Origin of the sequence: Clostridium sp. AF27-2AA (assembly GCF_003478505.1) — a bacterium.
Lineage (GTDB): Bacteria > Bacillota > Clostridia > Lachnospirales > Lachnospiraceae > Brotaphodocola.
Genome location: NZ_QUFI01000009.1, coordinates 45582 through 61280 on the forward strand (window position 1 = coordinate 45582; position 15699 = coordinate 61280).

The following is a 15699-nucleotide window of genomic DNA, read 5'->3' on the forward strand; positions in this document are numbered from 1 at the left end:
ACAAAAAAGAGACAGGAAGAGTGACATGACAGAGCGAATCGTAAGACCGGGCGAATTTTACCGGCATTTTAAAAATAAACTGTACCAGATCGTAGCGGTAGCCAGGCACTCGGAAACCGGTGAGCGCATGGTGGTTTATCAGGCGCTTTACGGGGACTATGGTGTGTATGCGCGTCCCTATGAGATGTTCACCAGTGAGGTGGATCATGAGAAATACCCGGAGGTAAGACAGAAGTGGCGGTTTGAGCGGGTGGAGCCTGGGCAGAGCCTCACAGAAAACGGGCAGATGGCGGCAGGCTGCCGAAATACGGACAGCCGAAAAGCAGCGGATATGGCAGCAGAACCACAAGTTTCATCCCGGGACACGGAAAGTGATTCCAGCCGGCACTATGCGGACCGCACGCCGGATCCGGCCTTTCTGGAGTTTCTGGATACAGAAGATTTTGAACTTCGCATGGAATGCTTAAAAGCCCTGGAGGAGCGCATCACCCAGCAGGAGCTGGACAGCATGTACCTGGTGCTGGATATGAAGCCGGAGCGCGGCTCTTTGCAGGAACAGCTTTACGCAGTGCGCCGCTTCCTTACCATGCAGAAACGCTATGACGGCAGCCGCCTGCGCTAAAACATCGGCACTGGCAGCAGGCCAGATCAGAACTGCCATCAGGAGGAATCATGCTATTTGATATTGAAGAAGAACTGAAAAAACTCCCATCCCAGCCGGGCGTGTACATCATGCACGACGCAAAGGACGAGATTATCTATGTTGGTAAAGCCATCAGCCTAAAGAACCGGGTGCGCCAGTATTTTCAGAGCAGCCGTGGTAAGACCGCTAAGATCCAGCAGATGGTGTCCCGCATTGCGCGGTTCGAGTACATTGTGACGGATTCGGAGCTGGAGGCACTGGTGCTGGAGTGTAACCTTATCAAGGAGCATCAGCCTCGCTACAACACCATGCTAAAGGATGACAAGGCCTATCCGTACATCCGGGTCACGGTGGGAGAGGATTTTCCGCGGGTGCAGTTCGCCCGCACTATGAAAAAGGACAAGAGCCGGTATTTCGGTCCCTACACCAGTGCCGGAGCAGTCAAGGATACCATTGACCTGATTCATAAGTTGTACAAAGTGCGGATCTGTAACCGTTTTTTGCCGAGGGATATCGGCAAAGACCGACCCTGTTTAAACTACCATATCAGGCAGTGCGACGCGCCGTGTCAGGGTTATATCAGCAAGGAAGAATACGCGGAGCACATCAGACAGGTGCTGGAGTTTCTGAATGGCCACTATGACAATCTGTTAAAGCGTCTGGAAAACCAGATGATGGAAGCTGCAGAAAGGATGGAATATGAAAAAGCCGCGGAGTACCGGGATCTGCTCTCCAGCGTGAAAAAGGTGGCTCAGAAGCAGAAAATCACCAGCAGCAGTATGGAGGACCGGGACATCATCGCCATGGCCATGAACGATACCGACGCGGTGGTGCAGGTCTTCTTTGTGCGGGAAGGCAAGCTCATCGGCCGGGATCATTTCGGCATCCGCATCGGCGCGGAGAAGGAAATCCGCCAGATCCTTACCAGCTTTGTGAAGCAGTTTTACGCAGGAACTCCGTTTCTGCCAAAAGAGCTGTGGGTGCAGCAGGAGCTGGACGATATGGAGGTCATTGAGCAGTGGCTTAGCGCAAGAAGAGGCCAGAAGGTCCGCATTGTCGTGCCGAAAAAGGGAGAGAAGGAGCGGCTGGTGGAACTGGCCCAGAAGAACGCGTCCATGGTGCTGCGGCAGGATTTCGAGCGCAACCAGAGAGATGAGATGCGCACCATCGGTGCCATGAACGAGGTGGCATCCTGGCTGGGACTTACCGGCGTGCGCCGGATGGAAGCCTTTGATATTTCCAACATTTCCGGTTACGAGTCGGTGGGATCCATGGTGGTGTATGAGGACGGCAAGCCGAAGCGCAGCGATTACCGCAAGTTCCGCATCAAGACCGTTATCGGGCCGAACGATTACGCGTCCATGCGGGAGGTGCTGACGCGCCGCTTTACCCACGGCCTGGAGGAACTGTCCCAGCTAAAGGAGCAGGGAGTGGAAAAGAACTTCGGAAGCTTTACCCGGTTCCCGGACATCCTGATGATGGATGGCGGCCGGGGGCAGGTAAACATTGCAGAAGAGGTTCTGGCGGAGCTGGGACTTTCTATTCCGGTCTGCGGCATGGTCAAGGATGACAATCACCGGACCCGGGGGCTGTACTATCAGAACGTGGAGATTCCGATTGACCGGCATTCTGAAGGCTTCCGTCTCATTACCAGAATCCAGGATGAAGCACACCGGTTTGCCATTGAGTACCATCGAAGCCTGCGCGGCAAGAGCCAGGTGCGCTCGGTGCTGGATGACATTCCGGGCATTGGAGACACCAGGAGAAGGGCGCTGATGAAGCACTTCAAATCCATCGAGGCTGTGCAGGCCGCCAGTGAGGAAGAACTCGCCCAGGTTCCGGGCATGAACCGGGCCGCGGCGGAGAACGTGTACCGGTTCTTCCGGAAGAAAAAGGACGATATTCCAATCGAGGTCGTGGAAGAAACGGGAAATATGTAAGGCAGGACAATGCAGATTTCGGATTGCACGAAATCCACACGCGGCATAACCTGCCAACGCGGATGACAACCAACTGGATTTATGGTATGATAAACGTATTCTGAGAACAGATACAGCCGCAGGTTCCAATCGGGCTGAATAAACAAGATAAAGGAGCGGGGCAATATGTACGGTGTAACGATTACAGAACTGATCAAAAAAATGAAAATGAAAAATGTGCTTCCCGAGATTGACACGGACAAGGTGGTATTAAGCCACCCGGATGTAAACCGTCCGGCATTGCAGTTGACCGGTTTTTTTGACCATTTTGACCGGGAACGTGTCCAGATCATCGGCTATGTGGAGCAGGCTTATATCAATACTCTTCCGCGGGAGGTGCGGGTAGAGCGTTATGACAAGCTTCTTTCCAGTGAGATTCCGTGCGTGGTTTACAGCCGCGGCCAGGAGCCGGATGAAGACATGCAGGATCTGTGCCTGCACTATCAGGTGCCATTAATGGTATCCGACAAGAGCACTTCTGACCTGATGGCAGAGGTTATCCGCTGGCTGAAGGTAAAGCTGGCGCCGTGCATCAGCATTCACGGCGTTCTGGTTGATGTATTCGGCGAGGGTGTCCTGATCATGGGTGAGAGCGGCATCGGCAAGAGCGAGGCGGCACTGGAGCTCATTAAGCGCGGACACCGTCTGGTATCCGATGATGTGGTTGAAATCCGCAAGGTCAGCGACGCAACTCTGGTAGGAAGCGCGCCGGATATCACCAAGCATTTCATCGAACTGCGCGGTATCGGCATCATTGATGTTAAGTCCTTGTACGGTGTTGAGAGTGTAAAAGATACCCAGAATATCGACATGGTCATCAAGCTGGAGGACTGGGATAAGGATAAAGAATACGATCGGCTGGGCCTGGAGGACCGTTACACGGAGTTTCTCGGCAACCAGGTGGTCTGCCACAACATCCCGATCCGTCCGGGCAGAAACCTGGCTATCATCGTAGAGTCCGCGGCGGTTAACTATCGTCAGAAGAAGATGGGCTACAACGCGGCTCAGGAGCTGTACAACCGTGTACAGGCAAATCTCGGCAACAAATAGGCATGCCGGAAAGAATAAAGAAATAAAGGCAGAACAGAGATTATGAAACAGGCAGCAGAAAGACTGAAACAGGCGGTGAGCGCAGGTGTATTCCTGACAGATGAGCCCATGAGCCGCCATACCACCTTCCGCACGGGAGGTCCGGCGGACATTTACATCGAGCCGTCCTGCGCGGAAGAATTAAAGCAGGTGCTGGATATCTGCCGGGAAGAAAACCTGGCGTATACCATCATTGGAAATGGCAGCAACCTTCTGGTAGGCGACAAAGGTTACCGGGGCGTGCTGATCTCTTTTGGGAAGCCATTTGGACAGGTCGCAGTGGAAGGCACTCAGGTGCGGGCGGGTGCCGGAGCCCTGCTTTCCGTTGTGGCAAAGCAGGCCCTGAATGCGTCCCTGACCGGCTTTGAGTTCGCGGCCGGTATTCCAGGCACCATCGGCGGTGCCGTGGTCATGAATGCAGGGGCATACGGTGGAGAGCTGTGCCAGGTCTTAAAAGAGGCAACGGTCCTCACACCGGAGAGCGAGGTCAGAATCCTTCCGGCTGCGGAACTGGAGCTTGGTTACCGCACCAGCTGTGTTCAGAAAAACGGTTATATGGTACTGGAGGCAGTGCTGGAATTACAGCCGGGAAACGCAGAAAAAATCCGTGCGGTTATGGATGAGCTGGCATCAAAACGCAAAGAAAAGCAGCCGCTGGAATACCCGAGCGCGGGCAGTACCTTTAAGCGTCCGGCAGGCCATTTCGCAGGCAAGCTGATCCAGGACGCAGGCCTTCGCGGTTTTACCGTAGGAGGCGCCCAGGTGTCAGAAAAACACTGCGGCTTTGTGATCAACCGGGATCATGCTACTTCGGCCGATATTCTTTCCCTGTGCAGACAGGTACAGGATCAGGTAAAGGCGCAGTATGGCGTAGATCTGGAGCTGGAAGTGAAGCTGCTTGGTGAATTTTAGAAACGGAGAAAACAGATGAGACTGGTAATCGTGACGGGAATGTCAGGAGCCGGAAAGACGTCGGCCCTGAAAATGCTGGAGGACCTTGGGTTTTACTGTGTAGACAATTTGCCGATCCCTCTGATGGAGGCGTTTGTGGAGCTTGTCATGCAGAAACCGGCGGCCCATGAGGAGGTGGCGCTTGGAATTGATATCCGGAGCGGAGAGGAGCTTCCTCAGCTGGAGCAGGTTCTGGAAAACTGGAAAGCACAGCAGGTTCCTTATGAAATCCTGTTTCTCGACAGCAGTGACACCACGCTGGTCAAGCGTTATAAGGAAACCAGACGTTCTCATCCCCTTGCGGGAAAAGGCCGGGTGGACAGCGGCATCCAGCTGGAGCGGGAAAAGCTTGCGTTTATTAAGCAGCAGGCAAATGTGATCCTGGATACCAGCAGCCTTCTTACCAGGGAGCTGCGCAAGGAGTTGGAGAAAATCTTTGTCCAGGACCGGCGGTATCAGAATCTGTTCATCACGGTGCTGTCTTTTGGTTTTAAATATGGGATTCCCAATGACGCGGATCTGGTGTTTGACGTGCGTTTTCTGCCGAATCCTTACTATGTGGAGGCCCTGCGCAGTCACACGGGACAGGAGGCGGAGGTCCAGGCCTATGTGCGCCAGGGCGGCACGGCAGACAAATTCCTCTCCATGCTTTACGAGATGCTGGATTTTCTCATTCCAAACTATGTGCAGGAGGGGAAAAACCAGCTCGTCATTGCCATTGGCTGTACCGGCGGGAAACACCGCTCTGTCACCGTGGCGAATGCGCTGTACCAGCATTTAAGCGGGCTTGAGGAATACGGACTGAAGATTGAGCACCGTGATATTGAGAGGTAGCAGGATATGTCATTTTCTTCTAAGGTAAAGGAAGAACTTTCCAGGCAGCTTTCTCCGGCCAGGCACTGCCAGATCGCGGAGATCGCGGCAATCTTAAGCCTTTGCGGGCGTATCCAGATTTCGGAGAATAACCGCTACCGGGTGAAGATCCACACGGAAAATGAGGCAGTTGCAAGAAAGTACTTTACATTATTGAAAAAAACATTTAATATAAGAATTGATGTCTCCATACGGCAGGGCATCGGGAACCACAAAAACAGGACCTGCACCGTGGCAGTTACCCATCACGAGGACGCCATGCGGGTGCTTCAGGCAGTGAAACTCATTGATCCATACGGGGAAATCGAGGAGAATCTGTCCCTGGCCCAGAACGTGGTCCTCATGCAGAACTGCTGCAAACGTGCCTTCATACGGGGGGCATTTCTGGCAGCAGGTTCCATCAGCGATCCGGAAAAGTTTTACCATTTTGAGATTGCCTGCGCGACCGAAGCAAAGGCAAAGCAGATTCAGGGCCTCATCCTTTCCATGGGAATCGAAGCCAAGATCGTGCTGCGGAAGAAATATTTCGTGGTTTACATCAAAGAGGGAAGCCAGATCGTTGATATCTTAAACGTCATGGAAGCACCAGTTGCGCTTATGGAGCTGGAGAACATCCGCATTCTCAAGGAGATGCGCGGGAGTGTGAACCGGCAGGTAAACTGTGAGACAGCCAATATCAACAAGACGGTATCGGCGGCAGTCAAGCAGATGGAAGATATCATATACATCAGAGATACGGCAGGGTTTGACAGTCTGCCGGACAATCTGAGGGAAATCGCAGAGTTAAGGCTGGCCAGACCGGAGGCTACGCTGAAAGAGCTGGGAGAAGCTCTGGACCCGCCGGTTGGGAAATCAGGTGTCAACCATCGTCTCAGAAAACTGGGAAATATGGCAGAACGGTTGAGACAGGAAAGGCCTGACACAGGGGCATGACAGAGAGAGAAGAGCCTTTGATCATGTCCGAAAACGAGGAGGATAATTATGTTAAAGAAAACGATCACCATTGGACTTTCATCCGGACTTGAGGCAAGACCAGTCGCTATGCTGGTTCAGATTGCGAGCCAGTTTGACAGTCAGATCTATGTAGAGAACAACAATGCCCGCGTGAATGCGAAGAGCATTATGGGTATGATGACACTTGGCATGGGCGCTGGTGAGGAGATTACCGTTTCTGCTGACGGAGACGATGAGAACGAAGCACTTGACAACATTGAAAAATACTTAAAGGGCGAGAAATAAGATCCTACCGATCCTTTCCCCAAAAGTTAGTCTATACAAGAGATGCTGAAGCGGCAGGGTGGAAATGATATTTCCGCCCTGTTTTTATGAGGATATAAAGGAGAAGACAGTGGCATTTACACATTTGCACGTCCATACAGAGTACAGTCTGCTGGACGGTTCCTGTAAGATCAAAGAGCTGGCGGCGCGGGCCAAAGAGCTTGGCATGGACAGCATGGCCATCACCGACCATGGCGTTATGTATGGCGTCATTGACTTTTACCGTGCGGCAAGGGAAGTGGGCATCAAGCCCATCATCGGCTGCGAGGTTTATGTGGCGCCCGGTTCCCGCTTTGAACGGGAAAACACCAATAGCGAGGACCGCTACTATCATCTGGTTTTGCTGGCGGAAAATGATACCGGATACCACAACCTTATGAAAATCGTGTCCAAGGGATTTGTGGACGGCTTTTATTATAAGCCCCGTGTGGATTATGAGGTGCTGGAAACCTACCATGAGGGCGTCATTGCCCTCAGTGCCTGCCTGGCGGGCGAGGTGCAGCGCTATCTGGCCCGGGGCATGTACGAGGAGGCCTGCAGGTCTGCAAGGCATTATGAAGAGATCTTTGGAAAAGGCAACTTCTTTTTGGAGCTGCAGGACCACGGAATTTCCACCCAGAAAATGGTAAACCAGGGCCTGATGCGCATGAGCCGGGAGCTTTCCATGGATCTGGTGGCAACCAACGATATTCATTACATTCTGGCAGAGGATGCGGCAGCTCACGACATTCTGCTGTGTATCCAGACCGGCAAGAAGGTGTCTGATGAGAACCGTATGCGTTACGAGGGCGGCCAGTACTATGTGAAGTCTGAGGAAGAGATGCGGGCGCTGTTTCCATACGCCCAGGAAGCCATCGATAACACCCATAAGATCGCGGAGCGCTGCAACGTTGAGATCGAGTTTGGCGTGACAAAGCTGCCGAAGTACGAGGTGCCGGAGGGATACGATTCCTGGAGCTATCTGAATAAGCTGTGCCAGGATGGCATGGCGAAGCGTTACCCAAATGATGATGGAACCCTGCAGGAACGCCTTTCCTACGAGCTGGGTGTAATCCACAACATGGGGTATGTGGATTACTTCCTGATCGTATGGGATTTCATTCATTTCGCAAGATCCCACGACATCATGGTCGGTCCGGGACGAGGGTCCGCAGCGGGAAGTATCGTTTCCTACTGTCTGGAGATCACTAATATCGATCCGGTGCGCTATGATCTGCTCTTTGAGCGTTTCCTGAACCCGGAACGGGTATCCATGCCGGATATCGATATTGACTTCTGCTTCGAACGCAGGCAGGAAGTCATCGATTACGTGGTCGAGAAATACGGAAAGGATCAGGTGGTACAGATCGTTACCTTCGGTACCCTGGCGGCCAAGGGTGTTGTGCGGGATGTGGGACGTGTTCTGGACCTTCCGTACGCCCGCTGTGACGCGATCGCAAAGATGATCCCGGGAGATCTCGGCATGACCCTGGAAAAGGCCTTAAAGCAGAGTCCGGATCTGCGTGAGGCCTATCAGAATGATGATGAGGTGCGCTACCTCATCGACATGGCCAGACGCCTGGAGGGCCTTCCGCGTCATACCTCCATGCACGCGGCCGGCGTGGTGATCGGCCAGCGGGCCATGGATGAGTTTGTTCCGCTTTCCCGCGCATCAGACGGTACCATTACCACACAGTTTACCATGACGACGCTGGAGGAGCTTGGACTGTTAAAGATGGACTTTTTAGGCCTCCGAACCCTGACTGTCATTCAGAATGCGGTGCGTCAGGCAGAGGAAAACTACGGCGTTCATCTGGTTATGGAAGAAATTGATTATAATGATAAAGATGTCCTGGCATCCATTGGCACCGGAAAGTGCGATGGCATCTTCCAGCTGGAGAGTTCGGGAATGAAAAGCTTCATGAAGGAGCTGCGGCCCGAAAACCTGGAGGATATCATTGCGGGAATTTCTCTCTATCGTCCGGGACCGATGGATTTCATTCCGCGTTATTTGAAAGGAAAGAATGATAAGGCCTCCATCACATATGAATGTCCGCAGCTGGAGCATATTCTGGGACCGACCTATGGCTGTATCGTCTACCAGGAACAGGTTATGCAGATCGTTCGCGATCTGGCGGGCTATACCATGGGCCGAAGCGATCTGGTGCGCCGTGCCATGTCCAAGAAGAAGGCGGCGGTCATGGAGAAGGAACGCCAGAATTTTGTGTACGGCAATCAGGAAGAAAACGTAAAGGGCTGTATTGAGAATGGCATTGATGAGAAGACTGCAAATCATATTTATGATGAGATGATCGATTTCGCAAGATACGCTTTTAACAAATCCCATGCAGCCTGCTATGCGGTGGTTGCATATCAGACGGCGTATCTGAAATACTATTATCCGAAGGAGTTCTTCGCGGCACTTATGACTTCTGTTATGGACAATGTGGGTAAGGTGTCGGAGTACATTCTGACCTGCCGCCAGATGGGCATTCGTATCCTGCCGCCTGACATCAACGAAGGGCAGAGCGGTTTCTCTGTTTCCGGTGATGCGATCCGATATGGTCTGTCGGCAATCAAGAGCATTGGACGCAATGTGGTGGACGAGATCATCCGGGAGCGTCAGAATAACGGCCTTTTTACCTCCATTGATGATTTTGTGGAGCGCATGGGCGGCCGTGAGGTGAATAAGCGTACCCTGGAGAATTTCATCAAGGCCGGTGCCATGGATTCTCTTCCGGGCAACCGGAGACAGAAGACCATGATTGCGCCGGAACTTCTGGATCAGAAAAATAAGGACCGCAAAAATGTGCTGGAGGGTCAGCTGAGCCTTTTTGATTTTGCGGCAGAGGAAGAAAAGCAGCAATACCAGATCACCATGCCGAAGGTGCCGGAGTTTCCGAAGGGAGAACTTTTGGCCTTCGAGAAGGAGACACTTGGCATCTATGTCAGTGGTCATCCGATGGATGAGTATCTTGAAACCTGGAAAAACAGCATTACCGCCAAAACAACCGATTTTATGGTGGATGAGGAGACAGGAAGAGCTGTTGTGGAAGACGGCGCCCGGGCGACCATTGGCGGCATGATAACAGCCAGGACCGTAAAGCTTACGAAGAATGGCCAGCAGATGGCCTTTGTGACTCTGGAGGATATGGTTGGTTCCGTGGAAGTCATCGTCTTCCCGCGGGATTACGAGAATAAGAAGCAGCTCCTGAATGAGGATGCAAAGGTGTTTATCAGCGGACGTACCTCCATTGGGGATGACCCGGCAGGACGGCTGATCTGTGAGCAGGTGATCCCCTTTGACGAGGTTCCGAAGGATCTGTGGCTGAAGTTTGCCGATAAGACCGAGTATGATGCCCGGTGGCCGGAAGTGACGGAAATTCTGAGGGGCTCTGATGGCCATGATACCGTGATCATTTATCTGGAAAAGGAACGGGCAAAGAAGGTTCTTCCCGCAAACTGGCATGTGGCAGCGTCAACAGAAGTGACGGAAAAGCTGATGAAAATAATTGGTGAAAAGAATGTCAAAGTTGTGGAAAAGGGATTGAAAAGATAGAAAAAATGTTTTAGAATACAGTTTGTATGAAAAAAAGTGCATCTATATAAAATAAACGGAATGGAAATCGCGTAGCGCTTTCTGCACGAGACAGAGAGCTCATCGCGAAAACGAAGGGTAACAGGAGGAGACAACTATGGCAAAGCAAGTAAAGACAATCGGTGTCCTGACAAGCGGAGGAGATGCTCCGGGCATGAACGCAGCCATCCGTGCGGTGGTTCGTACTGCCATCAGTAAGGGTATGAAGGTAAAAGGAATCATGCGTGGCTACGCAGGACTTTTACAGGAAGAGATCGTAGACATGAGCAGTACCGATGTGTCCAATATCATTTTCCGTGGAGGTACCATCCTGTATACAGCAAGATGTATGGAGTTTGTAACTCCGGAAGGCCAGGAACAGGGCGCGGAGATCTGCCGCAAGCATGGCATTGACGGTATCGTAGTCATCGGCGGTGACGGTTCCTTCCGCGGCGCCGGAAAGCTGGCGGCCCTTGGCGTCAACACCATCGGCGTTCCGGGAACCATTGACCTGGATATTGCCTGCACCGATTACACCATCGGATTTGATACTGCAGTCAATACCGCTATGGAGGCCATCGATAAGGTACGTGATACCTCTACCTCCCATGAGCGCTGTAGTATCATCGAGGTTATGGGACGTAACGCGGGCTACATCGCACTGTGGTGCGGTATCGCGAACGGAGCGGAGGACATTCTGCTTCCGGAGCGCTATGACGGCAACGAGCAGGCCCTCATTGACCGGATCATCGAAAACCGCAAACGCGGCAAAAAGCATAACATCATCATCAACGCAGAGGGCATCGGACATTCCACTTCCATGGCCCGCCGCATTGAGGCAGCTACCGGCATTGAGACCAGAGCCACCATTCTGGGCCACATGCAGCGAGGCGGCACTCCGACCTGTAAGGACCGTGTGTACGCGTCCATCATGGGCGCAAGGGCAGCAGAACTCCTGTGTGAAGGCAAGAGCAACCGTCTGGTAGCTTACAAGCATGGTGAGTTTGTTGATTTCGACATTCAGGAAGCCCTTCAGATGAAGAAGGACATCTCTGAGGAACAGTTCGAAATCGCAAAGATGCTGGCAAGATAAAGCATTTCAGGTCAGCAGAATCGACATGCGTCCTGCCCTCAGGCGGGGCTGCATGAGACAATCAAACATATTATATCCGCCCGGCAGCATATCCGCCGGGCGTGTTTCATGTTTGCGGATATGAAATTTTTTTGACAAGATGCTGCAGTAGTTTCTGGTCTGGATCATGGGCTGCTGAAGCATAAATTCAGGAGGAAAACGCGGATGACAGGACAGGACGGAAATATCGTTCTTTGTGGTTCTAACAGCTACGAAAAAAAGTATTATTTTAATGAAGAGTTTGCAAGCCTCCCAGAGGCAGTGAAGAAACAGCTTCATGTGATGTGCGTCTGGTTTACAGAGGAGTGCGGCGGTATTCTGACCATGGAATTTGAGCCAGATGGCACGCTGGAATTTAAGCACACGGTATCCGAATATGATGGCTACTGTGATGAGATCGGCGCAGACTTAAAGATCAAGCAGTACCGCCAGGAGGGACAGGAGTTCTTAAAGGCACTGGAGTTATACTTTAAGGTATTTTACCTTGGCGAGGAACCGGAAGAATGAAGCTGAAAATCGGAAATGTAGAACTGGACAACAACCTGGTTCTGGCCCCAATGGCAGGAGTGACAGATATGTCATTCCGCCAGCTGTGCCGGGAGCAGGGCTGCGGCCTTCTGGTCACGGAGATGGTGAGCGCCAAGGCCATTCTTTATAAGAACCGCAACACGAAGGATCTTATGGCTATCGGCGAGGGCGAGCGGCCAGTATCTTTACAGCTGTTCGGCTCTGATCCTGAGATCGTCAGTGACATTGCCCATCAGGTAGAGGACGGTCCTTATGATATCATCGACCTGAATATGGGATGTCCGGTTCCCAAAATTGTAGGAAACGGCGAGGGTTCCGCCCTTATGAAGAATCCGAAGCTGGTGGAGGAGCTTTTATCGGCGCTGGTGCGAAAGGTACACAAGCCAGTCACTGTCAAGTTCCGCAAAGGCTTTGACGATGACCATGTGAATGCGGTAGAGATCGCAAAAATCGCGGAAAGCTGCGGCGTGGCCGCTGTGGCGGTGCATGGACGGACCCGGGAGCAGTACTATTCCGGCAAGGCGGACTGGGATATTATCCGTCAGGTGAAGGAAGCTGTGAAGATTCCGGTTATCGGAAATGGAGACATTTTTGAACCCCAGGACGCAAAGCGGATGTTGGAAGAAACCGGCTGTGACGGACTGATGGTAGGCCGCGGAGCCAGGGGAAACCCATGGATCTTTGAGCGGATTAATCATTACCTGGAAACCGGGGAAGTGCTTCCGCCGCCGGGACCGGTGGAGGTGGGCGAGATGATCCTGCGCCACACCCGGATGCACGTAGCCTTAAAGGGCGAGTACATCGGCATGAAAGAGATGCGCAAGCACATCGCCTGGTACACCGCCGGACTTCCACATTCTTCTGCCATTCGCAGAGACTGCAATATGCTGGAGACGGAGGCGGAGCTGGTGGAGCTGCTGCGGCAGCATAGAATGCTTCAGTAATCGGGATGTACTTTCCCGGAAGAAAAATTTGCCGTATACAGCGGGAAAAACCAGTGTGTGCGGGCTGTTTCAGCGCTTGACAAGAAAAGTGCTTTCAAGTATAATATTCAGAATGTATGACCACAGGTCCCGGGTTTGGGTTCAGACCGTGGTTTCAGGTGTAAAATATTGCCCTGCTTACAGGAGCAGGCAGTGTAAATAAGGAAGGAAATGAGTGTCATGGCAGATAGCAAGAAACACATTTTAACCTATGCTGGTTTAAAAAAGTATGAGGATGAGTTACAGGATTTAAAGATCCACCGCAGACAGGAAATCGCGCAGAAGATCAAAGAGGCGCGTGAGCAGGGCGACCTGTCCGAGAACGCTGAGTACGATGCAGCAAAGGACGAGCAGAGAGACATTGAACTGCGTATCGAGGAGCTGGAAAAGCTGTTAAAGAACGCAGAGGTTGTAGATGAAGATGAGATCGACTTAGACAAGGTAAGCATCGGCTGCCAGGTAAAGGTTTACGATGTAGACTTCGACGAGGAGATGGAGTTTAAGATTGTTGGTTCTACCGAGGCCAACAGCCTGCAGAATAAGATTTCTAACGAGTCTCCGGTAGGCGCGGCTTTAATCGGTAAGAGCGTAGGAGATGTTGTAGACGTAGAAACCCAGGCTGGTGTACTTCAGTACAAGGTTCTGGAGATCCAGAGAGTATCATAAGAGCAGCATTTATTATAGAAGAACGAAGGAGTAAGGGAAAAGATGGCAGAGCAGCAGAACGCAAAGCAGCAGAATGCGAAGGAGCCGGATCTCAACCAGCTTCTGAAGGTTCGCCGTGAAAAACTGGCAGAGCTTCAGGCAGCAGGCAAGGATCCGTTCCAGATCACAAAGTATGACGTAACCGCACACAGCGAGGACGTAAAAGCAGACTATGCAGAATGGGAAGGCAAAGAAGTATCCGTCGCAGGACGTATGATGTCCAAGCGTGTCATGGGTAAAGCATCCTTCTGCAATGTTCAGGATTTAAAGGGCAACATCCAGTGCTACGTTGCGCGTGATGACCTGGGTGAAGAAGCATACAAAGACTTCAAGCGTATGGATATCGGTGATATCGTGGGCATTAAAGGTATCGTCTTCACCACCAAGATGGGTGAGATCTCAATTCACGCAACCTCCATGGTGCTGCTCTCCAAGAGCCTGCAGATCCTTCCGGAGAAGTATCACGGTCTGACCAACACGGACGTGCGTTACCGTCAGCGCTATACAGACCTGATCATGAACGAGGACGTGAAGAAAACCTTCGTGATGCGTTCCCGCATCATCAGCTGCATCCGCCGTTACTTAGACGGACAGGGCTTCTTAGAGGTAGAAACCCCGATGCTGGTGGCAAACGCAGGCGGCGCTGCTGCAAGACCGTTTGAGACCCATTACAACGCACTGGATGAGGATGTAAAGCTTCGTATTTCCCTGGAGCTGTACTTAAAGAGACTGATCGTAGGCGGCATGGAACGTGTATACGAGATCGGCCGTGTATTCCGTAACGAGGGTCTTGATCCCCGCCACAACCCGGAGTTCACCCTCATGGAGCTGTACCAGGCATATACTGATTACTACGGTATGATGGACTTAACCGAGAATATGTTCCGTCATATCGCAAATGAGGTTATGGGAACCACCACCATTCCGTATGCAGACGTTGAGATTGATTTAGGCAAGCCGTTCGAGCGTCTGACTATGGTAGATGCGATCAAGAAATATGCAGGAGTTGACTTCGACGAGATCCAGACCACCGAAGAGGCTAAGAAGCTGGCAGACGAGAAGGGTGTTCACTACGAAGACCGTCATGTGCGCGGCGATATCATCAACCTCTTCTTCGAAGAGTTCGTAGAAGAAAACTTGATCCAGCCGACCTTTATCATGGATCATCCAGTAGAAATCTCACCGCTGACCAAGAGAAAGCCGGATAAACCAGAGTATGTAGAGCGTTTCGAGATGTACATCTACGGACGTGAGATGTGTAACGCATACTCCGAGTTAAACGACCCGATCGACCAGAGAGAGCGTTTCAAAGCACAGGAGGCTGCACTGGCAGCAGGTGATGACGAGGCAAACACCACCGATGAAGACTTCATGAACGCACTGGAGATCGGTATGCCTCCGACAGGCGGTATCGGTTACGGTATCGACCGTCTGGTCATGCTGTTCACCAACAGCCCGGCCATCCGCGATGTATTACTGTTCCCGACAATGAAGTCCTTAGACGCTAAGAAGGGCGAAGGGAAGGCTGAAAAGGCAGTAGAAAATGCTGCTGTGGCAGAGGAAAAGGTTGCAGAAAAGATTGATTTCTCCAACGTAAAAATCGAACCATTGTTTGAAGAAATGATTGATTTCGATACCTTTGCAAAGGCTGATTTCCGTGCAGTAAAGATTCTGGAATGTGAAGCAGTACCGAAGTCAAAGAAGCTTTTAAAGTTCACTCTGGATGACGGAACAGACCGGAAACGCACGATTTTAAGCGGTATTCACGAGTATTACGAGCCAGAAGATCTGATTGGCAAGACAGCGATTGCAATCGTAAATTTGCCTCCGAGAAAGATGATGGGCATTGATTCCGAGGGTATGCTGATTTCAGCAGTACACGAGGAAGATGGACATGAGGGATTAAATCTTCTCATGGTGAATGACCGGATTCCGGCAGGTGCGAAGTTGTACTAAGAATCAGAAAATCCATAGACTTTTAT

General features: G+C 51.8%; 13 protein-coding genes. All 13 read left to right on the forward strand.

The annotated features are described in order from the left end of the window. Positions 1-25: 25 nt before the first annotated feature. Positions 26-622: a DUF1653 domain-containing protein gene (locus tag DWY84_RS06820; RefSeq protein WP_118531958.1), complete on the forward strand. Its 597-nt coding sequence runs from the start codon at positions 26-28 to the stop codon at positions 620-622. 50 nt (positions 623-672) lie between these two features. Further along, positions 673-2583: an excinuclease ABC subunit UvrC gene (uvrC, locus tag DWY84_RS06825; RefSeq protein ID WP_118531960.1), complete on the forward strand. Its 1911-nt coding sequence runs from the start codon at positions 673-675 to the stop codon at positions 2581-2583. 165 nt (positions 2584-2748) lie between these two features. After that, positions 2749-3672 (forward strand): HPr(Ser) kinase/phosphatase, encoded by a 924-nt coding sequence (gene hprK / locus DWY84_RS06830; protein ID WP_118531962.1) that lies wholly within the window; start codon positions 2749-2751, stop codon positions 3670-3672. A 42-nt stretch (positions 3673-3714) separates the two neighbouring features. Continuing rightward, positions 3715-4623 (forward strand): UDP-N-acetylmuramate dehydrogenase, encoded by a 909-nt coding sequence (murB, locus tag DWY84_RS06835; RefSeq protein WP_118531964.1) that lies wholly within the window; start codon positions 3715-3717, stop codon positions 4621-4623. 15 nt (positions 4624-4638) lie between these two features. Beyond that, a complete protein-coding gene (gene rapZ / locus DWY84_RS06840) occupies positions 4639-5496 on the forward strand; it encodes an RNase adapter RapZ (protein ID WP_118531966.1) in 858 nt (285 codons plus the stop codon). A 6-nt stretch (positions 5497-5502) separates the two neighbouring features. After that, positions 5503-6468, forward strand: a complete 966-nt coding sequence (gene whiA, locus DWY84_RS06845; protein WP_118531968.1) for a DNA-binding protein WhiA — start codon at positions 5503-5505, stop codon at positions 6466-6468. A gap of 48 nt (positions 6469-6516) precedes the next feature. After that, on the forward strand, positions 6517-6774 hold the full coding sequence (locus tag DWY84_RS06850; RefSeq protein ID WP_118531970.1) for an HPr family phosphocarrier protein: 258 nt from the start codon (positions 6517-6519) through the stop codon (positions 6772-6774). A 109-nt stretch (positions 6775-6883) separates the two neighbouring features. Further along, positions 6884-10351: a DNA polymerase III subunit alpha gene (locus DWY84_RS06855; protein WP_118531992.1), complete on the forward strand. Its 3468-nt coding sequence runs from the start codon at positions 6884-6886 to the stop codon at positions 10349-10351. A gap of 136 nt (positions 10352-10487) precedes the next feature. Next, the gene (gene pfkA, locus DWY84_RS06860) at positions 10488-11462 is read left to right on the forward strand and encodes a 6-phosphofructokinase (protein WP_118531972.1); all 975 of its coding nucleotides are present in this window, start codon (positions 10488-10490) and stop codon (positions 11460-11462) included. 204 nt (positions 11463-11666) lie between these two features. After that, the gene (locus tag DWY84_RS06865; protein WP_118531974.1) at positions 11667-12008 is read left to right on the forward strand and encodes a DUF6145 family protein; all 342 of its coding nucleotides are present in this window, start codon (positions 11667-11669) and stop codon (positions 12006-12008) included. Then, positions 12005-12973, forward strand: coding sequence for a tRNA dihydrouridine synthase DusB (dusB, locus tag DWY84_RS06870; RefSeq protein WP_118531976.1), 969 nt, complete (start codon positions 12005-12007; stop codon positions 12971-12973). Before DWY84_RS06865 ends, dusB begins: the two co-directional genes overlap by 4 nt. 219 nt (positions 12974-13192) lie before the next feature. After that, the gene (greA, locus tag DWY84_RS06875) at positions 13193-13678 is read left to right on the forward strand and encodes a transcription elongation factor GreA (RefSeq protein ID WP_118531978.1); all 486 of its coding nucleotides are present in this window, start codon (positions 13193-13195) and stop codon (positions 13676-13678) included. Between the two features lie 42 nt (positions 13679-13720). Continuing rightward, a complete protein-coding gene (gene lysS, locus DWY84_RS06880) occupies positions 13721-15673 on the forward strand; it encodes a lysine--tRNA ligase (RefSeq protein ID WP_118531980.1) in 1953 nt (650 codons plus the stop codon). Positions 15674-15699: the final 26 nt, after the last annotated feature.